The sequence below is a fragment of the Stenotrophomonas sp. 10N36 genome, assembly GCF_056395005.1.
In genome coordinates, this window is the sequence record NZ_JBFTIS010000007.1 from 107,033 (window position 1) to 128,702 (window position 21,670).

Below are 21,670 nucleotides of genomic sequence, written 5' to 3' on the forward strand. Positions count from 1 at the left end.
CAACGCATCGAATCAATCCCATCACGGGTAGCCAGAAATCCGACACCTTCGGCCGCAAGAACTGGCCAGGAAAGAATGACCTCAGGGTTGGTCCCTGGTCGCCTGGAGAATGACGGTCAACTCGCCCGGCTCCTTGAAGTCTGCTGCCACGAAACGCAGACGTAAGGACCGCAGCCGCCATTCGCGCAGCGGCGCGAAACGCCACTGGTAAGCAACGAGCACCCGGCCGATGCGCCGCGCGACATTCTGCGTCACCCCCCTGACCTGATGCGTCAATACCATGACCCGCAGCGTCACCCATACGTCGCGCGCGCCGCAATGGCTGCTGTAAAACCGACGCCCGTCCTGAACATCTGACAGCGCAGATGCAAGGCACTGAATCCAAACGCCCACTGCGTTCGTACAACGGTGGCTGTTGAGCGAAACACGGAATGAACCCCCGTGGGTGCCCTTGACCATCCCCCCTTCCTGCGACCGAGCTCCGATGTGCCCTCCAGCTACCCCAGAAGACGAACGACGGGCAGCCCTCAGCGCGATGCAGGTCGCTGACGTAGACACCGTACCGTCGCTGGACCGAATCACGCGCCTTGCGAGCTATGCCTTCAACGTACCTGTCGCGTTCGTCTCCATCCTGGGGGATGTGAAGCAGCGCTTCGTCTCGCAGATTGGATTGCCGGTGCAGGAAACAAGCATCCGCGCCTCCATCTGCGCGCACGCGATGACGGCCAATGGCGTGCTTGTGGTCTCCGATCTGATGGCCGATCAGCGCTTCCGGAACAATCCGCTGGTCACCGACGCGCCACACCTTCGCTTCTATGCAGGCGCCCCCTTGATCGCAAAGAACGGAGTGGTCATTGGCGCGCTCTGCATCATGGACAGGGAGCCCCGCGACTTCCCGCACATCGACCAGGAGCAATTGTCGGCGCTGGCGCACCTTGTGATGGCACAGCTGGAGCTGCGCAACATGTCCGGCCGCCTGGATCCTGTCAGCGGCCTGCCCAGCCGCCACCAGCTTCATGCCGACTATCCCGGGATCCTCGCGCGCACGCCATCCGAAACACGTTACGCAGTGGCGGTAGATGTCCTCGACCTTCCGCGTGCGACGGAGGTAGGGCAAGTACTCGGGCTGCAGCCTATGGAGGTCCTGATCCGGCGCGCCGGCGTACGGCTTCGCACGGCTCTGGAAGGCATTGCCACGATCTACCACGTGGGCGTCACCCAGTTCGCGTTTGTGGTCAACGTGCCCTCAGCCCAGCACCTCGAATACCTGATTCTGGAGTTGAGGGACAAGATGCTGCGCCCGCTCATGGCGGCTGCAGTCCCCATGTCACCGAGCTTCCACGCCGGCATCTGCGCTGTTGTCGATGACAATCAAAGCAGCCACGACCTTCTGCGCAAGCTGCTCGTCAGCGTCCATGGCGCGTTCGATGCCCGCCAGTCGTTTCTCTGGTACTCCGAAGGACGCGACGCGCAGATTCACCGTGGCTACCAGCTTGCGTCGGACGCCAAGCAGGGACTTCTCGATGGCGACTTTCATCTCGAGTACCAGCCGCGGTTCGGCGCCAAGGGGCTCAAGCCGGTCTCGGTGGAAGTGCTGATCCGTTGGACCCACCCTACTCTCGGCGCCATCAGCCCCCGCGAGTTCATACCGATATTCGAGCGAACGGCATTGATGGACCTGGTGACGGACTGGGTGCTGGACACTGCCCTGGATCAGCTTCAGGCATGGCTGGCGCAGCGGCGGCAGATCCCCCTGTCCATCAATATCTCCAGCGGCTTTCTCTCCAGTGCTGGCGCGTGGGACACCATCGCCGAGAAGCTCTCCAGCAGGGCCATCCCGTTCTCGATGATCGAGTTCGAGATCACCGAGGGTGAGTGGCTCAGCCCGAACTCCACTGCGGTTGGACAGATTGCCGCCATGGCAGGTGCTGGGGTCAGAATATCCATAGATGACTTCGGCAGTGGCTACAGCAACTTCAGCTACCTGTCCGACCTTCCCGTACACACGATCAAGCTCGACAAATCGCTGATCGATTGCGTTGCCACGGATCCGCGTTCGAGAGCCAAGGTCTCCGCCATCCACCACTTGGCCCATGAACTGGGCTACCTCACGGTTGCCGAAGGTGTCGAACACCAGGAGCAGCTCGATGTGCTGAAGGGCCTGGGCTTTGATCAGATTCAGGGCTACCTGCTAGCCGCGCCTGCGCCCGCCCTGAAGGTAGCGGAGCTGTTCGAGCCCGTCGCCGAGCACGTCAGTCCGGCGGGCCACGCTCAGACGCAGAGCGAAAAGGTGACCCCCATCCAGCCGCACCGTTTGATCGCAAGTGAGTTCGCCCCACGCCAGCACCGCGTTACACGTCGCACCTACACGTAACACCCTCCAGGCAATGCGTTGACATGCAGCGCTGCAGAAACGAACACCCACCTCCCTGCCTCGTACGTTCGCCTTAGGACTCAACCATGCAATTCGTAAGGAATCTGCGCATTGGCCAGCGCATGGCACTCGGCTTCGCTGCTGTCATTGGCCTGATGGTCATCATCGCCGTCATCGGAATCCATAGGGTCAACCTTATCGAACGGGACCTCCATTCGATCAACGAGGTCAACAGCGTCAAGCAGCGCATGGCCATCAATCTCAGGGGCAGCGTGCATGACCGCGCCATCGCCCTGCGTGACGTGGTGCTGTCCGATGACAGTCGGGGTCGGACGGAATCCATCCAGGGCATCGACGCGTTGGCGCGTGACTACGCCGCCTCTGCGGCCCCCATGTCCGCGATGCTTGCCTCAAGCACAGATGTCAAAGAGTCCGCGTTGTTGAAGCGGATCGAGGCCAATGAAGCCAACACGCTGCCGTTGCTCGCGCGTGTCATCGCGCTGCGCGATGCGGGTGATGTTGAAGCGGCGAAGTCGCTGATGCTCAGCCAGGCCAAGCCGGCATTTGTCGCGTGGCTGTCATCGATCAACGCATTCATCGACCTGCAGGAATCAAAGACCGCTGCCACGTCCTCGCAGCTGACGGCAACGACGCGTGGTTTTGCGATGCTCATGATCGGCGCGACACTTCTGGCATTGGTGCTGGGTAGCCTCATTGCCGTCGCGTTGACGCGCAGCGTGGTCCGCCCCATGGGCATGGCCCTACGGGCCGCAAACGATGTCAGCGAAGGTCGGCTGGATACCCCGCTGGCCTCCGATCGACGCGATGAGGCAGGCCAACTGCTGCACGCGATGGAGAAGATGCGCCAGCGTGTCAGAAGCGTGATCTCTGACCTGGGGGAGATGACCCACCGCCATGAGCTTGGCGAGATCAGCCACCGGATGAATCCCGAGGCTTATCCGGGCGAGTTTGGTGTCATGGTCAGCGACACCAATGCCATCGTTGCCGCGCATATTTCCATCAAGATGCAGCTGGTGCGTTTGATTGGCCGCTACGCTGTGGGCGACCTCTCCGGCGATATGGAGCGACTTCCCGGCGAGAAGGCCATCATTACCGAGACCATGGACCAGGTGAAGGCCAACCTGTCCTCCATCAGCCGGGACATACGTGAGCTCACGCAGGCGGCGTCCGAGGGAGACTTCTCGGCACGTGGCACGCCCAGCGATTATCAGTATGACTTCAGGACCATGGTGGAGAACCTCAACGGCCTTATGGGCATTGCCGAGCAGAATCTCGCCGACCTCTCCGCATTCCTCAACACGGTAGCCTCCGGGAACCTGGGCGCGCGCATGGAGGGAGACTTCAGGGGCGTGTTCGCCACCATGGGCGCGGATGCAAACAAGACCGCGACCAATCTGGCCGATATCGTCCGCCGCATCCACAGCGCGTCGGAGGCCATCACTGGCGCAGCAACCGAACTGTCCAACGGTAATCGGGACCTGTCACAGCGAACCGAGCAGCAAGCCGCAAGCCTGGAGGAGACGGCCGCGTCGATGGAGGAGCTGACCTCCACGGTCAAACAGAACGCATCCTCTGCCGACGAGGCCCATCGCCTGGCGATCGAGGCCGCGGCGGTCGCCGGCCGTGGTGGTCGGATCGTGGGTGAGGTCGTGAGCACGATGGCCGGCATCGAATCCTCTTCCCGGCGGATCGCGGAGATCACCTCGGTCATCGACAGCATCGCCTTCCAGACCAACATTCTTGCCCTGAACGCAGCCGTGGAGGCCGCACGTGCGGGTGATCAGGGCCGGGGCTTCGCGGTGGTGGCATCGGAAGTGCGCAGCCTGGCGCAACGGGCGGCCAGTTCGGCCAAAGAGATCAAGGACCTCATCGATGATGCCGGCGCAAGGATCGCCGAGGGCTCCAACCTTGTCACCACGGCAGGTTCCACAATGGACGAAGTGGTTTCAAGCGTTCAACGGGTCACGAGCATCATGCAGGAGATTTCGTCCGCGTCGCGGGAGCAATCGTCCAGCATCGAACAGGTCAACGGGACCATCGGCCGTATGGATGAGACCACGCAGCAGAACGCGGCTCTGGTGGAAGAAGCCGCCGCAGCGGCCACAGAGCTGGAGACACAGGCGTCTGGGCTTCGCGAGGCGGTGTCGGTGTTCAAGATCGATAGGGCGACGGCGCCTCGAGCTACGGCACCTTATCTGCGTGCTGTCGCTGCGCAGTAGCGTGAGGAGCGAACACCTCGCCTACTGACCATGGCGACCTGCCATCGTTCACTATCAAGGGCCGCTCCGGAGCGGCCCTTGATGCTGTATTGGTCAAGGCGGTTCCAGGCTGGCAGCGCCTCGTGAACCTCGGCACGACTACAGGTTCAGCACCTTCTGCAGCTTCCGGGCAATCCACCCCCTGAAGACCAGCGGGGCATCCAGCGCGCAGACACAGATGCAGGCGACACCCGGGGTCGTCACGGGCTGGTGCTCCACATCTTCGCCCAGGTCTGCCGCATCCCCGGGTGCGAAATGCCCAAGCGCGTCGTCGTAGGCCCCTTGGAGTATCTGCGTCAGCTCACTGTTTCCGTGGCTGTGCATGGGCAGGGATTTGCCGGGGGCTATCTTCATCATGATGAGAGAAGGAAGGCCGGGTGCCCTGATGCAGTGCACGCCAGGTGCCATCCAGTTCCATTTCAGTGACCGGTAGGACGATCCAAAATGGGGCTGAAGCGCTGCAGGCAGACGGTCCACGTCATCGCGTGCCGAGCTCGCCCCCATCTGGGAGAGGCCTTGCTCACCTCTCGAAGCGGGAATGCGGTCGAGCTTGTCCACCATCGCCTGGCGCAAGGCGGCTTGCGTGTCTTTCCCGGGCACGGGGCACGCCTGCTGATCCAGGAGCAGGCCACCGATCCTTTCAGCCAACCGCAACTGCTGACGGCAGTGGCCGCACGACTCCATATGCGCCGACGCAACAACGGACATCTCAGGACCCAGTGAACCCGCCGCAAAACCCAGGACGGTGGCTGGATCCAAATGGTGACGGGGACTCATCGCTGCTCTCCCATTGATGACTGAAGCTGAAGAAAGGCACGGCGTATGTGCGACTTGACGGTGCCTAACGGCATGCCGAGTTCTTTGGCAATCTCAGTGTGGGTTTTTGCTTCGAAGTAGGACATGCGGATCAACCGGGCTTGCGCGGCAGACAGTTCGCCCAGGCACTGCCTGAGCCGCACCTGCTCGGCGTGCAGCTCCGCCAGAGAATCCTGTTGAACGTCATGCTCCGCGGCCTGGTCCACGACATCCTGGGCATGCACCCATATGTGTTCACGCCGGACCCGATCAATGTGCAGGTTCCGCGCGACGCGATAGAGCCAGGTGCCCAACCCGCTTCTTGCAGGATCGTAAAGCTCGGCGCCATTCCACAGCTTGAGCATCGCTTCCTGGGCCAGGTCTTCTGCGACGACCGGGGGGGCCCCCAACCCACTCAGGTATCGGCAAAGGCGTGGCATGAAATGGTCGTAGATCCTCATGAAGCAATCGCGATCCTGGCGTCTGGCCACGCCATCCATTTCGGCGACCCATTGCTTCAGCTCGTGGCTTTGTGAGGGAGGAACGGAGATCATTCGAGCAACCTGAAAAGGGCGATGTCCGTGGCGCGAGGGGCACTGCCTGGATGGCAGTCAACGGGCGAAGGAGCAGCGCATTCGAATTCAACCCCTTTATACGATCAGGACGCTTTTCTGGATGCAGCTGAATGGGCAGGGATGACGGTCAGAGCTGTCGTCTTGTTCATGTCCATGAACTGCACCCCATCTCCCCCAATGGCAACCTGACTGCGCAATCAGTGTTATCCGTTGAATCCATGGCTGGGGGCCGGGTGGCCGAGCGTTCGGCCGTCGACCAGCGGCCAGTCGCCGCGATCTCTGAGCGCACACATTCGGTGCTGTCACGCCGCACCGCGGACAACCAGTATCCGTTCGAGCAACTTACCGTGAGAGAGTCATCCGTCGATCAACCCCTGCCCCACAGCCACCTTGATCAATACCAACCAAGGTATAGCGTCATCACTCCCCACGTGTCGATCAAGCCGTGCGCCAAAACGAGCGACCAGAGGTTGCGTCCAGATCGGAGGTAGGCAAACCCAAAGAGTGCACCGACCAGACCGGTCACGACGATCCCCGACAGCCCTTGATTTGCATGCATGAGACCGAAGACCAGTCCGCCAGTCAACGACGCGAAATATATGCGGCCGGGCACCAGAGCGAAGAGCGCGTGAAGCTGGTGCATGAGGAATGCGCGAAAGACAAGTTCCTCGCCGACTGCTGCACTAAGCCACGCGCCAGCAACAAGCGTCATTGCAGCAGGCAAATTGCCAAGCAACGGCCCGTAGCCGCTGTAGTCGGCCTTCGTGTCCGTCAGCTGATCCACGAGAGGTTGAATGAGCGGGTCGACAAGGCCAACAACAATCCCGACCAGCAAGGCCATCCACACCAGCGTTTGGCCGAAAGATCGCAGGTGTAGCCCACAAGAGCATGATGAGCGCGTCTCCATCCAAACCAACGTCACGCCTAGCAGACCGACCAGGGGCATGCGCCACGGGAATGGGAGCCACGGGAAATATGACAATGCAAGCACACATGCCACCAGGAGCAGCCTGATGGGCATCGCTATGCGGATGTGCGGGCTTGAGGGCACTGTCGAATCAGAGGTGTTCTGCATAGGGATTCTTCGTGTCTAAGGTCGGTCGTCACCTGGGGAGCCGTCTCAGTCCCGTGGAGCGACTAACGCCACAAGGCGTGGAAGTGGTGGACAGGGCCCTGACCTTGGCCTACGTCGAGCTTCTCAGCTGAGCTTATCGCAGCGCTTAGATAGGCCTTCGCCTCCCCGACTGCATCAGCTACAGGCATTTTGGGAATCAACGCGGCAAGTGCCGCAGATAGCGTACAGCCGGTTCCATGCGTGTTTCGCGTGGCGATCCTCGGGGCGTTGAAGGTCCACCTCCCTCCATCTCCGGCCAGCAGGTCGGTGCTCTCATCACCCTTCAGGTGTCCACCCTTCAACAGCACCCACTCGCTCCCAAGCTTCACCATTGCATCCAGGGTTTGATGCATCTGCTCAATGCTGGCGGCCTCGGGCACACCAAGCAAGTCGCTGGCCTCGGGCAAGTTGGGAGTGACGATCGTGCATAGCGGAAGCAGCTCATCCCTCAGCACCGCAACCGCGTCTTCCTCCAAGAGGCGGTCACCACTTTTGGCCACCATCACTGGATCCAGGACAATAGGGCACGTGGCACGCTCACGGAGCGTCTTCGCGATAGCTCGGGCAACGCCCGCGTTGGCAACCATACCAATTTTGATTGCATCCACGCGTACGTCATCGAAGACAGCCTCAAGCTGCGCCCGCACGAAATCGGGGTCAAGTGCTACAAATCGCCGGACACCTTGGGTGTTTTGGGCGACAACGGCAGCAATGACAGTCATGCCATAGGCACCCAGCGCTGAGAACGCTTTAAGGTCTGCTTGAATGCCGGCGCCGCCGGTGGGGTCTGTTCCTGCAATGCTCAGAACGTTGGGGATCACGTGTTTCTCCAAAAACCCGTTCAACCGCAGAGCCCGAGAGCTTAACGCTCGGCCTGCGCAGGGTGAACTGCCTATTCGTTCACTTCGACGCGGGGAGCGAATCACGGTCACTTTTCAGTGCCGATCGCAGGAACCGGATGACAGCCGCACCCCCCTCGCGATCTGCGCGCGCATAGCCCGTTGGGGTGCCGCCCACTTGCAGGTAAGGACCCAGGTCGTGTCGATAGGAGGTTGGCTGCCAGAACGGGGAGATCAAGTGCCCGGCATCACTGAAGTAGACGATCTCGTCCGACTTATCACGATGATGCTTCGCCAAATAGCGACTCGCCACCGCCGCCATCTCACCAGAGAAACCAAGCTGATCGTCTCCAGCCGCCACGAGCATGAGCGGGCCGTTGATATTCTCGATCGGCAACATGGCAGATTTCAACGCCGACTGCGCCGTAGCGTCTTCCTCATCAAGCCATCGCGAATCCTCCCTATACGGCAGGAAGGGCAGATCGTTCCCCTTCAAAGTCAGACCGGGCTCATCGACCGCACGGAAGTCAGCCGGTGCGATATCGCGCCGTATACCGCGGAAGGGCGCGGGACTTCCCACTATCGAGACCACGGCGCGCAGGCGCTGATCATGCGACGCGGCCGCCATGGCAATCGTGCCGCCCCAGGACCCTCCCAACACACCTATTCCAGACGCGTCGACGTAGCTTTGCTCTTGCAGCCAATCCACAGCCACCGACACAGGATCAATCGGAACCCGCACGAGGTCCTTAGGCAAGCCAGGCATGCGGTAGTAGGCCACTGACATGGCCAAGAACCCATGAGAGGCAAGCCAGGCGGCATACATGTTTGCGCTCTCAATGCCACCCTCGGAGCCACCGAGCGTAATGACGACGGGATGACGGCGGCCGTCTGTCAGCACTCCCCTGGGTGCATAGATGTTGGCGACCAGGCCAGGAGACGCCACAGTGAACGCGGAGACGTCTTCGCCGTCGATCCAGCGGCGGAGTTCGACGGTTTCCGCGACGTTTCCTTCAATAACCATTTCGAGCGTGAAAATCGCAGGCTCGAATCGCAGGTCTCCATCCCTCCTTTTGATGGGGAAAGGCGAAGGTCTTCCTGGACCGTCCGGCTTCATCGACCAGAGCAGCCCCGTCTGATCGACTCCCGTATAGCTACCCGCCTCGGCGGCCGTCGTCGAGGGGTCAACCCTGCCTTCCAGATCCGCTCGATAGACCGCGTTGGAGCGCCAGCGGGTGCCCTTTGAGTCACGCATGGCCAGCCTGAGCTCAACGACATCCGTGGGCCGCACGCCTGAGACAGACACCCCCAGTGGCGCGTCAGCTCGACTGTCTGCCGAGATGATGTTCAGCGTCGCGGCGTAACTATTGGCGCAAGCCAAAAGAAGCGATAGGAGGGCGAATCGACGCATCGAGGTGGCGCTCTTAGGGAGACCTCAAAGCGTGCGGGCAGGACGCATACCTGAGACGGACTTTGGCGTGAGCCGTGCTCTACGTGGCACCAATCGTGCAGACATCTACGGCAATCGCGGCAAACTGGCTTCGAGTTGTGTTCGGAACTGTCGACTGACCCGAAGGATCGTGCCGTCAGTGAGTTCCAAGAGAGCGTCCTGGTTTCGCGCGGAACGAAGTGCTGCGATGCGCCTTACATTCACCAATGAGGATCGGTGGATACGGAGAAACCCACTTGGTTCCAACGCCTCCGCAAGACTTGCCATGCTATCGCGGCGCAAATACGTATCCTTTCCCACATGGATGCACACGTAATGGCCAGCTACGTCGACATAGTCAATGTCTGCCGGCAACAGATAGACCGTCCGATCGCCCGATTGAACCGCTAGACGCACGGTGCGCTCGACCTTTCCATCGAGGCGCTCCCGGACACGGCGCATGGCCAACTGCAGGCGATCTGGGTCCACCGGCTTTAACAGGTAATCCAACGCCCCGGTCTCGAAGGCGCGAACGGCGTGTGCACTGTAAGCGGTGATGAAGACGATGTGCGGCACCAGTTCCTCAAGATGCTGCACGAGATCCAAGCCGCTGCCATCCGGCAGCCCGATATCGAGAAGAATGAGATCGACATCCCCAAAGTTCGCGCGCTCAAGCGCAGCTTCCAACGTTGATGCCTCCCCTACGATCGTGACGTCAGGTTCGCTCGCCAGCAACCGAATGAGTCGCGCTCGCGCAAGAGAAATGTCGTCAACAATCAGCGTGCGAATCACGGTTGATAGTGTTCCATCAGCGGGAGACGGATTGAAGCAATGAACCGATTCTTTTCACATTGAGTCGTCAACGATGCCCCAGCCCCATGCGCCAGTACCAATCGCTTCCTGAGGTGGTCCAAGCCAATGCCCAGACCGCCAGATGAGCGCCTGTTGACCGAGTTCACCACACTGATGACAAGGTCCCCGTCTTGAAGGTTGGCCCCAATATTGATCTCGACTGCCCCGTCAGTATCCGGGCCGTGTTGGATGGCATTCTCTAAAAGCGGCTGCAACACCATCGAAGGGACGGATGCGTCCCAAGCACCAGGCTCGATTTCCGCAACGAACGTAATGTTGCCGGATAGCACCTGATGCAATTCGATGAACTCAGCGCATGCCCCAATCTCGTCCCTCAAAGCCACCGCAGGAGCGCTTTCCAGCAACGCTCGAAGCAAGTTTGCGACATGACCCAAGGCCCGGTCAGCTTTGGGAGCATCACGATATCCAAGCTCGCCGATGGCATTGAGCGCGTTGAAGATGAAGTGCTGGTGTAGCCGTGATCTCAATGCTTCTTCGTTCAAACGCGCCAGAAGCCTCTCTCGCTCGCCTTTCAGGGCCGTATGGGCCAACAGCTGCCCTACCCCCATGACAGCCAGGTAAAGCGGGATGGCAAATAGAGCGGTGGCCACCAAAGCACGCTGACTGCTGCCCAGATCCAACTGCCCTTGCCCAGCAAGTCCGAACATATTCAAGACGCCATGCCCCAATCCCCAGCCCGCCCCTGTTAGAAGGGGAATCGCTAGAAGACCGAACAATGCAACCCAAATCAGGTGGTAAGCAGACCGGCCAGCTCCGATGATCCATCGTTCTGAGAGACCGAACAGCATGGGGGTGGCCAATGCCCATGGCGTGTAGCTGCCGACGAGAAACAGGAAGGCATGCAGGATATCCGAAGCGCTCCGCGCGCCATCTGATGGGCTCGTCAAGACGACGGCAGGTGTGTAGGCAAACGCGAGCACGAGCCAAGACAGCCCAACCCAACGCCATCGAACTCTCAAGATGGACTGATTGCCAGGCATTCAAGTGTTCAAAGACGTGGGAGTGGTGTTCGACTTGGTCAAAGGAGCCGCAGGGATCGAATCATCCAAGCCATTTTCTACTCCCCTAGACAGAATGCAAGAGTAAGCCATGGCACTCCAGGAAGTGGATATGCCCGGCTCTTTATGACGACTCATCGCCAAGCAACCAAGCACAAGCACGCCGAGCGCAGGGAGCATGCTCGTCAACGTCACTGTATCGCCGGGCTTGTCTTTGTCGCCGGCACCTAGGCTATGGACGATGCCGAGCTGGCCGGCGCGCTCTCGGTCCACCTGCAGCGCCGCACGTCACATGGCAACCTATACACAGCCTCTGACCTGGTTGAGGGCCATCCATCCGGGATAGCCAGCGTACTGCCCCTTCTCCTTTTCGCCATTCGGGCTGATCCCCCTGCCACTCAGGGGGGAGGACGGCTAGATGTGAAAGGCCGGACCCGCCGAGACCGTCGCCGAGCTCACCCTGACCCGAAGCGCAATGAGCAGGCTGGCCAGCAGCATCACCACCGCAGCAACGGTGAGGACGGCAACGATACCCCCAAGCCCGAACACCAAGCCGCCCAACGCGGCCCCCGCCGCGATGGAAGACTGCACAGCAGCGACCACCATCCCACCGGCACTCTCGGCCTGATCGGGCACCGCACGGGCGACCCAGCTCGACCAGGCAACGGGCACGCCGCCGAAGGCCAGGCCCCAGAGCGCGACCAGGATCGCCAGCCCGCCAACGCCCACCGGCAACAGGAGCATGCCGAGCGCGGCTGCGCCCACCAGGGCAGGCATGATCACCAACGTGACTTTCAAACTGCGCTCCATGAGCCAGCCGGCCAGTAGCGTGCCGACAAAGTTGGCCACACCGAATCCGAGCAGAATCAGGGCCAGGCCATCGGCGCTCATCTGCCCCAGGCTTTCCAGCGTCGGGCGGATATAGGTGAAGAGCGCGTACTGGCCGGTGTGCGCCAGAACGCAGCCGAGCATGCCGACCGCAACACCGGGCCTGCGCAAGAGACCCACCACCGACTCCGGGAGCGCCGCCTTGCGCGGGGCCATTCGGGGCAGCGTGAACCACTGGAACGCGAACGTGAGTCCACCTACCGCCGTCGCCGCCCAGAAGGCACTGCGCCAGCCCAGCAGCCCGCCGAGGTAGCTCCCCAGAGGAACCGATACCACCGTGCCGACCGCAATGCCGCTGAAGATGATGGACAGCGCGCGAGGCACGCGCTGCGGCGGCACCAACCGCATGGCCACGGCCGCTGCCATGCTCCAGAAACCGCCCAGCGCGACGCCCAGAAGGACGCGCATCACCAGCAGGACGCCCATGCTGGACGACAACGCCACCAACGCGTTGGAGAGGATCATCAGACCCGTGAAACTCAACAGCACCAGGCGCCTGTCGATCGACCGGGTCAGCCGGGGCACAAGCAGGCCAGCGAACAGCGCCACCACAGCGGTGACCGTCACGGCTTGACCGGCCAGCGCCTCCGACACCCCCAGGTCCGCCGCCATCGGCGTCAATAGGCTGGCAGGCAGGTATTCGGCCGTGAGCAGCCCGAAGACACCCATGGCCAGCGAAAACACGGCCACCCATGCCGACGAAGACGGCTCCCCGCTCTCCCGGGTCACAGAATCAGGCGCGCCTGCGGCATCCACTACGTTATTGCTCATCAAAGATCCCAGTGCATTCGTGCAGCCGAGAGTCTAGGGAGCGACGTCTGGATGATCTATGATTGTTCAACCTGTATTTTTGATCGAAACCCCGAGCCGTCTCCATGAGCCACGCTCCACCCCAGCCCTCCGACCTGATCAGCGAGCTGCTGACCGGCATGCGGCTGCATGGCGTTCAATACCGACGCATTCAGACCGGGCCGACCTTTGGGCTTGGATTTCCCCCGAAGCCAGGGCATGCCTATTTCCATTACCTGGCAGTGGGCGCCGCGATTCTTCGCGGCGCGGACGGCAGCCAACACCTTCTCTCCGCCGGCGATGTCGTGCTTCTTCCGCGCGGAGAAGGCCACGCGTTGCTGTCGGGCGAGGACCATCCCGTCCAGTGCCTGGAAACGATAGACGCCGCCCCGCTGGGTGACACGGTGAGTGGCATAGACACATGCCCGAGCACCCATGCCGTGCCAAGCGCCGTGCTCTTCCACGGATGCATGGTGGTCGATCTGGGGGGCATGCAAGGGTTGAGCAAGGTGATGCCGGCGGTGATGTTGGCCGATGGCAACGGCATTCAGTTTACTGGGCTGTTGCCGATGGTCGACGCGATGAAGCGCGAGGTGTGTTCCGGACGCATTGGCTTTGCAGGCATCCTCGCCCGGCTGGCGGATGCCGTTGCCGCCATGATCGTCCGTGACTGGGTGGAGCGCGGTTGCGACGGCGCATCCGGCCTGGTCATGGCCATGCGCGACCCGCGTCTATCGCTGTCGTTGCTTGCCCTGCACAGAGACCCTGGGCGTGACTGGACCGTCGAAGCGCTAGCTGCAGAGTCCAACATCTCACGTTCTGTCTTTGCAGACCGGTTCCAGACCGTCATAGGAACCGCGCCCCTGCGGTACGTGACGGAGCTGCGCATGCAATTGGCCAGCCAATGGCTGACCCACCAAAGCCTCTCCATCGAGGTCGTGGCAGAGCGTCTCGGCTACGCGTCGCAGGCAGCCTTCAGTCGCGCCTACAAGCGCGTGATGGGGCACTCGCCTGGGGCGACCCGGCGCGGGCGCGCCTTGGCCTCGCCATAGGGGGTCAGCTTGGCGGCCGCTCAAGCCGCCTGGGCGTCGTCAACGGGCTGCAGCCGGTTGGCGATCCCATCGAAGCGCGCCGCCTCTGTTCGAAGGCGATCCGCAGCAGCGCGTCGACTCGCCCTCGCCCGCCAGTCGCCACCCCGCTGCAGGTCCAGTGTGTCGGCCTGCTGCCACAGCGAAGCCGCCCGTGCGCGCGCCCAGCGCGCCTTTCCGATGTCTGCTTTCGTCATGGGTCCATGGTGAATACGGGGAGTCGCACGGCGCGATACGGAGGCAACGCTGGCTGACTGTCGTCCTGTCGCCTGACCAGGCACGGCCTGCCGGTGCCCAGCTGCCTGCGGTCCAATCGCTGAGGCCGCCTGACGTGATCGTCCAGCCATTTGGTATCTTGGGCGCCAGCTCTGCACAGATCCCGACCCCCATGCCCCGCAATACCTCGAACAATCCCTCCGCGTCGCTGCTGGACCTCCCTGCCGGCGCGATCCCGTCGGGAACAGCAACGGACAAGGCACTTCTCAGTGCAGCGACCAAGGAAGCCTACAAGCGCGTCAATCTGCTCCTGAGCGCTTACTTCGAGGATTTCAGCCCTGCGCAGCAGCGCAGGATCCGCGAGGCGATCGGAGCGAGCGCCAGTCCGAAGCCACCTAAACAGGCCAAGGTTCCCAAGGCACCCAAGGCTCCAAAGGAAGACCTGCCGCCCCGGTTCTGGCTGCCCTTCAGTGGTGAGACGTGGTCGGGACGAGGACGCCCGCCAGCAGCATTCCTCGCCTGGGAAGGCACCGTCGCCCATACCGAGTGGAAGAAGCGGCACCCCGGCGAGCGATTCCCGACCTACCCGGGCTGATTGCGGCTGCAGGGATCGCAGGCGTTTTCCAGCGCCAGCGTCTTCCTCCCCCGTCCATCCCTCTAAGCAGGAGCGGGAAATGACCCCACTCGACAAAGCAATTCGTAGAGAACTGCAGGTCGGCGACGACACGTACACACTGACCATCGACCCGAGCGGGCTCAAGCTCGTGCTGAAGGGGCGGAGGAAGGGGTTGGAGCTGCAGTGGACGGAGTTGGTCAACGGTGACGCCGCGTTGGCTGCAGCACTTCAGGCATCCCTTGCGGCCAAGTGAATCCAGGCTGGCGATCAGATGGCGCGATTCTCGATCTATAGCGGAATGATGTTGGTTGGCTACTCGTCTCTGGAGAGTGGCGATCCTCCCATGGGCGTTGCTTTCGGCCAGTTCGAGCCAGCCGCTGGGTATCTCGCCATTCAAAACGAGTGCCGCACAAATCACGTCGACCAGTCCTGCCTGACCCTTTCAGTAAAAACGGAATCGGGCGTGGTTGTTCCATCCATGGCAGTTGCCATTCTGGACTGCACTGAAGAGCTTCTGCCTGATTGCATCGAGATAACCATCCTCGGCATTCCCAGCGCTTTTTATGAAGCGTTGTTTCCTGACCATGTGATCAATTACACTCGCCAGTAACAGGGTCACGACACGTTGGCGGCAGAGGGGTCAACCGTCCAATCCATCGCCCGTTTTGGATGCCATCGGGCCATACCAAAGCGAAGGAGTTCGTACTTGAAACGCATCAGTGTTTTAGGCGCACTACTTTTGTTTTCGTGCGTCAGCGCTGGCGCGCATGCCGAAGGAAACTGCCCGGCAGGTTTTTACCCGATTGGCGGACGCGCGGCTGCAGGATGTGCTCCCATCCCTGGTAACGGCAGAGGACCACAGCAAGTGCCAAGTGCTCCAGCGCCTGTGTGGGAGGACCGCTGGGGTGCGATTGCCGGCGACAAACCACAGGGCATTCTTGGTTTCTCGACCGGATTGCCAAGTGAACCTGCCGCACAGCAAGCAGCGTTGGCTGACTGCGCGTCGAAAGGCGGCGGCCGCTGCCAGATTGAGAACTCGTATAAGAACGGCTGCACAGCCATGATTGTTGGCGAACGGGTGTACAACATCGCGTCCAGAGCGACCGTGGATGAAGCGATTGCATCCGGCATTCAAAAGTGTGAAGAGGTCGACAGGAATTGCGTGGCTTCGTACAGCGCATGCAGCCCCCCAGTCCGTATCCGCTAACTGAAAGCTTCAAACAAAAATACTCTTTCTTGACGCATCCTACGGACGGCAATCTCCCCGCATGAGAACACCAACCAGAACTTTTATCCTCAGCCTTGCACTCGTTATGTATGGATCGGGCGCGCAGGCGTATGAAAGCACCGCCCAGGTCATCAAACGTCAAGCGCCTGCAGGCATCAGCAATGTGTTCTATGGCTGCGTTGAAAAAGCGGAGTCAGACACCATCGCCCTTGCTGAATGTCAATCTGCGGAGAAGAAACGACAAGACGCGCGATTGAACACCGCTTACAGTTCGCTACTCAGCAAGCAGCGTGGTACGGACAAGGAAAAACTGATCCGCGCCGAACGCGACTGGCTGGATTTCCACAGCACCAGCAATGCCTTCGAGGTGTCACTCTATGGCAGCGAAACGGTGAGCAGCTTTCAAGTCATGCAGCGAGAAATTTTCCGTCTCTGCGAGCGCGCCAATGTTCTGGAAGAATACGTATCGATCGCAAACGATCGGTAGCCGCAACTTGTTTCGTCTGCATGCTTCCTGCCTTCCCATCGAAATCAGGATGTTGATTTCAAATCAATGATTCAGGGATCAGTGGCGGGGCATGCGGGATAGTGATGAGAACTATATCTACTCCATAGCCCTCTATACCCCTCCAAAATAGGCATAAGGGGGCGGCAGAGCTGACTGATAGCCATCAGACCTCCGCTTCGCGCGCCCATCGCGGATGGTTCAGGTAACCACCGCGGCGCTCCGCAAGCGGACATCCGATCTATGAATTGCAGCCGGCCACTTTGCGTGGGAAAACGATGGAACGCCCAACGCACGACCAAAGGTTACTCCCGACATTACATGGTATTGTTTCTAAGTTCTGGGTCGGGACGATCGGCTATATGAAGATATCACATTGTATAGAAAATGGAGGGAATGGAATGTGGGTGTTCGGATATGGGTCGCTTATGTGGGACAACTGGCAAACACCGCATGGCGGCGCGAATGGGGTGTTGGCGGAGCTAAAAGGTTATGAACGATCTTTCAACAAAGCGTCGCAAGTGAACTGGGGGACCAATACCACACCTGGCCCTACCTTAAACTTGATCGAAAAGGCTGACGGGACTTGCGTCGGCTATGCGTTTGAGTTTGACGACTCGAAACAGACCGAAGTGTTCGCTGACCTTGAACAGCGCGAAGGCAAGAACTTTCCCCTACGAAAGATGAGGGTCAAACTGGGCGACGGCCGCAAAGTGGAGGCGTATTTACCAGTCTATGTGGGGAAAAACGTCATCACAGGAAAAACTCTCGACGAGTTGGTTGCGATGGCCATGGCAGCCGTTGGGAAGGATGGTAAGGCTTCGGACTACGTGCTCAATATTGCCAAAAAGCTCAACGCGGCTGGTGTTGAAGATTGTACCGTCAACGCGTTCGCAGCCGCTGTCAGGAAGGCTCAACAGTCTGACGGCTGGCCTGTTGCTGAAGAAATTGCTGATCGCAAATCGACTCAACCCGGCGCGTAGTCGCGGCACGCCGAGTTTGCGCTAGGGATCGAATACTTGGATAAGAAGCCTGAACACAACAAGCGGAGTCGCGACCCAAAGCTGGCGTCTAAACCGGCCAAGGGTGCGTCTAGGGCCGGCTCCAACGCAGGCCGCGGCTTTCGCTACCAAGACGCCATATCCGCTTGGTTGTCGGTGAAAATATGGGCTGGCCAGCGAGCGCCCGCCATCGTGATCCCGGAAGGTGGTGACGACATCGAGCTGCGTGGCGAAGCAACGAGCTTTGTCCAGGTCAAGAGCCGACGGGAACACCTTGGGGACTATACAGAAGGCGAGACGGTCGGACACATTGAAGACCTGTGGAACCGGTCGCTTGGCTCCGCACCGCGGCCGCAGCGACTGGAACTCGTTCTTGAGCGGGAGGTGACGGGCCTCAGCCCCCTCGACGACCACCCCGCAGTCCGCTCAATCGAAGGTCCGATCAGCACCAGACTTTCAAAGTTCGGTGGAGCCTCTGATCTTCTCCCGAGAACATCGCTCACCGTTGTGACCTCACCGCAGGAATCGGCGATCAGCCTGATCGTAGATCGGTTGAACTGCGCCCCGATTGCGGCCCAGATGTGCTTTGCCGAACTGCTTGTTCGCGTGGGCTCTTTGGCAGACGCCAATGGCCGGTTGGCGCCGGAGAAATATCGTGGCGTTTCGATCTCTGACACTGAAACGGCAATCCGAGATGTCTTGGCTGCTATCGACGTTGACGCGATCGAACGCGCCCTGATGGATGGCGTCTGTGAGCCGGTCGATTTCCTCACACCTCTCAACGATCCGAACTTCTATCTTGGGGTTGATGTGGAACCCGGTCACATCGCGGCAGGTTTGGTGGCTGAACGCCCCGGAAGCAGATCGGCGTTGGTGCAAGGTATTGAACAACGCCGGGCCGCGTTGATCGTCGGACCGTCAGGGGCCGGAAAATCCGCTTTAATGTGGGAGGCCGCCAACACATTGCGCCATACGGTGCGGTGGTTTCGTATCCGTCGTCTGAGCGCGGCGGATATTCCATCTCTGCGCCAGTTGGTCCGGACGTTTCGCGCTTCAGAAGACAGTCCCCTGGGCTTTGTCATGGATGACGTCGGCCGGAATGGGCCGGAAAGCTGGGGCGGCTTGCTCAAAGAAGCGATGTCTGTGCCCGGCGTCGTCCTGCTCGGCTCGGTCCGGGAAGAAGATGTCACGCTGATTGCCGAGCGTGCGCGTGCAGCCGAAGTACGTGCCGATCCTGATGATGAACTCGCAGAACGACTCTGGCGAGAACTGCGCGAAGCTGAAAAGACGAACTGGGCAGGCTGGTACGAGCCGTGGAAGATGAGCGATGGTCTTCTTCTCGAATATGTCCATATCCTGACGCGCGGACAGAGGATGCACGAGCTCCTCGCCGACCAGGTTGCGGCCAGGGTTTCAGATCCGATGCGTTCCCTCGAACTTGATATTTTGCGATCCGGTGCTTGGGCAGGCGTAGCGAGTGCCGAAGTCGATGCATCACGATTGGCGCGCGCGCTCTCGGTCAGTGAGGCCGATCTGTCACGCGCCTTACAGCGCCTCATCAAGGAACATCTGGTCCGCTCACCTGCTCCGGGCGCGGTCACCGGTCTACACCAGCTTCGATCGGAAGAATTGCTGCAGCTCACACACCAGACGACATTGCCGACCCTCGAAACGAGTTTCGAACGGACGATCGCAAGTGTGCCCGCCACCGATCTCGGGCCCTTGGTCGCGGACACGCTATCTGCGGTGCGCTTACCTGTTTCGGCGGTGCTCGATGGCTTAATTGCCCGCTTGGAGGGCGAACAGGATGCGCGAGCGTTGGCTTCAGCGCTCCGGGGTCTGGGTTCGAGCCGCGTGTCTTCGGGCGTCGACGAATGGCTGCACACGCCTGAAGCGCGTGCGCTGCCGCGAACGCAAGTCGGAAGCGCCGCAATGTTCGGGATCGCGGGTATTGATCTGAGTAGTCTCAGCATCATCCCGGAGGTCCAAGCCGCGGCGAATCGACTTTCGCAGATCAAAGGTTCGCCGGAAGATGACCCTCGCCGCCTGTTGATGGAGCGTATGTCACCCTCTGCCTTGTCTGCTCTAATCGAGACAGCGGACCTCACGAGCCTTGATGAGATTCTCTCGGCCTTGGTCGGAATGCCTTTACCAGCCATGGTACGGACCAGCCTCGTGCATGCTCCAGAAGAGCTGTTGAACGCCGATCTAAATCTTGTGGGGTCGGTGATGGGGACACTCTCCGCTCTGGATCGTGAGATCGCCAGTCACTGGGTCGTCGAGGTCGGGCAAGAGGCGTTGTTCGCACGGGTTCAGGCAGAGACGGCTTGGGCCGGCCCTGTAACAATCAAGAGCACCGATGATGGAGTGATCGTCCGTTGCGATCTTTGGTACGTTGCGGGCTCCGTACAGGGAAATCCGCATGAAGCAGTTGTGAGTTTGTGCGAGTTAATCTTAGCCCTGTGTCCGTCGGCGGACATTGCGGTGGCCAACGCCATTACGGCAAGCGGCGAGTTGGCTGGCCTTGCCCAGCTGCCGCTCGCAACAAAGCGGATTCCCCGAGAAAAACTTCCCCCACCTTCAGTTCCTCAGTGGAATCGGCGGTGGGGTGATCTGATTTCCCGCCGCGTCGCCGCTCCGAGCTATAGCGACTATCTTGCCAGAGGCGTGACAATTCTCGATGCCCTTGTGCCGACGTTGGAGAAGGTCTTCGACGCGCATTTTCGAGGAAAGGATGCACTCGGCAATCTCGCCGACAGACTGAATGCGCTTAATGCTGATACTGAAGCGCTGACACCCCCCGCTGTTTCGTCATTGGAAGCGTCGGGTGCGGGAAGCGGAGAAGCCAATACCGCCGTCACCAAATTTCAAAACCTCCTGCACAGCGCAAGCGTCAATCTTGTCAAGAGGTTCGCGATACTGCCCGACCAAGCTGGCGCATACATTGCCTGGCTGAGCGATCTCATCGCCGATGTCGACACTGCAATTGCCGAAGAGCCTTGGCAGCTCATCGCCGACGGTCCTCCGCCAATGCTTGCCCGTCTCAAGACGCTATTGCAGACGTTGCGACTTCTGGCCGGAGAAGCCCATGAAAGGAAGCAAGCGCCAGCGGTAACTTGGGCGGCACGAGGCAAAGATGCGCGAGTAGGCAACTCCGTTCGGCTCGTATCACTCTCTGCCAAAGTTGCCGGAGAAACACGACTAGCTCAGCGAAAGGCAGAAATTGAGCGCCTGGCAGAGGAAGCCGGGGTCGCCGCACAGTTCCATCTTCGCGTTAATGCCAAGGGTATTTTACCGTGGCCGCCAGCTGATGTTCTCGCGTTCTTACCCGCGCCCGACATTGCAGATGCGGCGGTCAAGCTCGCTGAACAAGCCGAACTCGTGCGGTCGTTGGTGGACTCATCTATCCACCTGACGATCATGCCTAACATTGAGGGTGTCGCGTTCCCGGCACTCGCAAAGTCTGGTTACCAGACCCTCCTTCCTGACGTGGAAGGCGCTGCCTTCTGGGCTGAACAACTCGGATTGCCACAAGCCCCATCTGCTATGGCAAGCATGTTTGGGGAGGTGCTGAATCTTGCCGGCGAACTTGGGGCAATGGATCAAAAGTTCCTTGGCAATGAGACTCGTCCCGAAGAAGAGATTGTTGCCCGTCGGAGCTTGGAGGTCGCCTTCACAAGAAAGTATGAGGAACTGACCCGACGACTCAATGCTTTTGACCAAGCCCTGCAATCGGATGTGTCCGAATTGATCGAGCATCTGCGAACTGGGGACATTGACTTCGCCGCTGAAGCGCAGGCTGCGATTGGCGGGGCTTCAAGCAATATCGCCGAGGCGGCGGGATATGTGTCTCTGCTTTTGATGTCAGCCGAGATCGTCGAAATGTCCATCGACGGGAAAACTATCAAACGTGTTCACGCGACCGAATCCGAGCAGATCGTCGATGACCAAGAGTAAAAATAGGGACGACTTCACTCAGGCAACCAAGAATCGCCTTGCGAAGCAAGCCCGGCATCATTGTAGCAATCCTAGTTGCAGGAAGCTGACGTCAGCGCCGACCAGC

Annotated in this window: 19 protein-coding genes; 10 read left to right on the top strand and 9 right to left on the bottom strand. The window is 60.3% G+C overall.

Translation table 11 applies throughout. The features are described 5' to 3' along the window. Nucleotides 1-81: 81 nt before the first annotated feature. Nucleotides 82-459 (bottom strand): hypothetical protein, encoded by a 378-nt coding sequence (locus AC1DCJ_RS09170; protein WP_478070755.1) that lies wholly within the window; start codon nt 457-459, stop codon nt 82-84. Nucleotides 460-535: 76 nt separating this feature from the next. On the opposite strand from AC1DCJ_RS09170, the gene AC1DCJ_RS09175 reads away from it, so the two are divergent. Both AC1DCJ_RS09175 and AC1DCJ_RS09180 read left to right on the top strand, forming a co-directional pair. After that, the gene (locus tag AC1DCJ_RS09175) at nt 536-2,374 is read left to right on the top strand and encodes an EAL domain-containing protein (protein WP_478070756.1); all 1,839 of its coding nucleotides are present in this window, start codon (nt 536-538) and stop codon (nt 2,372-2,374) included. Between the two features lie 86 nt (nt 2,375-2,460). Beyond that, a complete protein-coding gene (locus AC1DCJ_RS09180; protein ID WP_478070757.1) occupies nt 2,461-4,614 on the top strand; it encodes a methyl-accepting chemotaxis protein in 2,154 nt (717 codons plus the stop codon). Nucleotides 4,615-4,752: 138 nt separating this feature from the next. On the opposite strand, the gene AC1DCJ_RS09185 is transcribed toward AC1DCJ_RS09180, so the two are convergent. The 8 genes from AC1DCJ_RS09185 to AC1DCJ_RS09220 all read right to left on the bottom strand — a co-directional run bounded on the left by AC1DCJ_RS09185 (nt 4,753) and on the right by AC1DCJ_RS09220 (nt 12,935). Then, nucleotides 4,753-5,430 (bottom strand): ChrR family anti-sigma-E factor, encoded by a 678-nt coding sequence (locus AC1DCJ_RS09185; protein ID WP_478070758.1) that lies wholly within the window; start codon nt 5,428-5,430, stop codon nt 4,753-4,755. Then, nucleotides 5,427-6,002 carry a sigma-70 family RNA polymerase sigma factor gene (locus AC1DCJ_RS09190; protein WP_320491546.1) on the bottom strand — a complete coding sequence of 192 codons (576 nt, stop codon included), beginning with the start codon at nt 6,000-6,002 and terminating at the stop codon, nt 5,427-5,429. The genes AC1DCJ_RS09185 and AC1DCJ_RS09190 overlap by 4 nt, the downstream gene beginning before the upstream one ends. 415 nt (nt 6,003-6,417) lie before the next feature. Further along, nucleotides 6,418-6,969, bottom strand: coding sequence for a CPBP family intramembrane glutamic endopeptidase (locus tag AC1DCJ_RS09195; protein ID WP_478070816.1), 552 nt, complete (start codon nt 6,967-6,969; stop codon nt 6,418-6,420). Nucleotides 6,970-7,160: 191 nt separating this feature from the next. Next, entirely contained in the window at nt 7,161-7,958 is a 798-nt protein-coding gene (gene thiD / locus AC1DCJ_RS09200; RefSeq protein ID WP_478070759.1) for a bifunctional hydroxymethylpyrimidine kinase/phosphomethylpyrimidine kinase, read from the bottom strand. Nucleotides 7,959-8,037: 79 nt separating this feature from the next. Further along, nucleotides 8,038-9,387 carry an acyl-CoA thioesterase/BAAT N-terminal domain-containing protein gene (locus tag AC1DCJ_RS09205; protein WP_478070760.1) on the bottom strand — a complete coding sequence of 450 codons (1,350 nt, stop codon included), beginning with the start codon at nt 9,385-9,387 and terminating at the stop codon, nt 8,038-8,040. A gap of 105 nt (nt 9,388-9,492) precedes the next feature. Continuing rightward, nucleotides 9,493-10,197, bottom strand: a complete 705-nt coding sequence (locus AC1DCJ_RS09210) for a LytR/AlgR family response regulator transcription factor (protein ID WP_038687758.1) — start codon at nt 10,195-10,197, stop codon at nt 9,493-9,495. Next, on the bottom strand, nt 10,194-11,198 hold the full coding sequence (locus AC1DCJ_RS09215) for a sensor histidine kinase (protein ID WP_478070761.1): 1,005 nt from the start codon (nt 11,196-11,198) through the stop codon (nt 10,194-10,196). The genes AC1DCJ_RS09210 and AC1DCJ_RS09215 overlap by 4 nt, the downstream gene beginning before the upstream one ends. Before the next feature lie 492 nt (nt 11,199-11,690). Beyond that, nucleotides 11,691-12,935, bottom strand: coding sequence for an MFS transporter (locus AC1DCJ_RS09220; RefSeq protein ID WP_478070762.1), 1,245 nt, complete (start codon nt 12,933-12,935; stop codon nt 11,691-11,693). A gap of 104 nt (nt 12,936-13,039) precedes the next feature. On the opposite strand from AC1DCJ_RS09220, the gene AC1DCJ_RS09225 reads away from it, so the two are divergent. The 8 genes from AC1DCJ_RS09225 (at nt 13,040) to AC1DCJ_RS09260 (ending at nt 21,564) form a co-directional block, all read left to right on the top strand. Beyond that, on the top strand, nt 13,040-14,005 hold the full coding sequence (locus AC1DCJ_RS09225) for an AraC family transcriptional regulator (protein WP_478070763.1): 966 nt from the start codon (nt 13,040-13,042) through the stop codon (nt 14,003-14,005). A gap of 424 nt (nt 14,006-14,429) precedes the next feature. Continuing rightward, nucleotides 14,430-14,852, top strand: coding sequence for a hypothetical protein (locus AC1DCJ_RS09230; RefSeq protein ID WP_448136083.1), 423 nt, complete (start codon nt 14,430-14,432; stop codon nt 14,850-14,852). 79 nt (nt 14,853-14,931) lie between these two features. After that, the gene (locus AC1DCJ_RS09235; RefSeq protein WP_259203111.1) at nt 14,932-15,126 is read left to right on the top strand and encodes a hypothetical protein; all 195 of its coding nucleotides are present in this window, start codon (nt 14,932-14,934) and stop codon (nt 15,124-15,126) included. Between the two features lie 18 nt (nt 15,127-15,144). Further along, nucleotides 15,145-15,483 carry a hypothetical protein gene (locus AC1DCJ_RS09240; RefSeq protein ID WP_478070764.1) on the top strand — a complete coding sequence of 113 codons (339 nt, stop codon included), beginning with the start codon at nt 15,145-15,147 and terminating at the stop codon, nt 15,481-15,483. 96 nt (nt 15,484-15,579) lie between these two features. Then, nucleotides 15,580-16,080 (top strand): DUF4189 domain-containing protein, encoded by a 501-nt coding sequence (locus AC1DCJ_RS09245; protein ID WP_478070765.1) that lies wholly within the window; start codon nt 15,580-15,582, stop codon nt 16,078-16,080. Between the two features lie 61 nt (nt 16,081-16,141). Further along, nucleotides 16,142-16,588 (top strand): lysozyme inhibitor LprI family protein, encoded by a 447-nt coding sequence (locus AC1DCJ_RS09250; protein ID WP_478070766.1) that lies wholly within the window; start codon nt 16,142-16,144, stop codon nt 16,586-16,588. Nucleotides 16,589-17,007: 419 nt separating this feature from the next. After that, nucleotides 17,008-17,589, top strand: coding sequence for a gamma-glutamylcyclotransferase (locus tag AC1DCJ_RS09255; protein ID WP_478070767.1), 582 nt, complete (start codon nt 17,008-17,010; stop codon nt 17,587-17,589). Nucleotides 17,590-17,625: 36 nt separating this feature from the next. Then, nucleotides 17,626-21,564 (top strand): hypothetical protein, encoded by a 3,939-nt coding sequence (locus tag AC1DCJ_RS09260; protein ID WP_478070768.1) that lies wholly within the window; start codon nt 17,626-17,628, stop codon nt 21,562-21,564. The last annotated feature ends 106 nt before the right edge of the window (nt 21,565-21,670 follow it).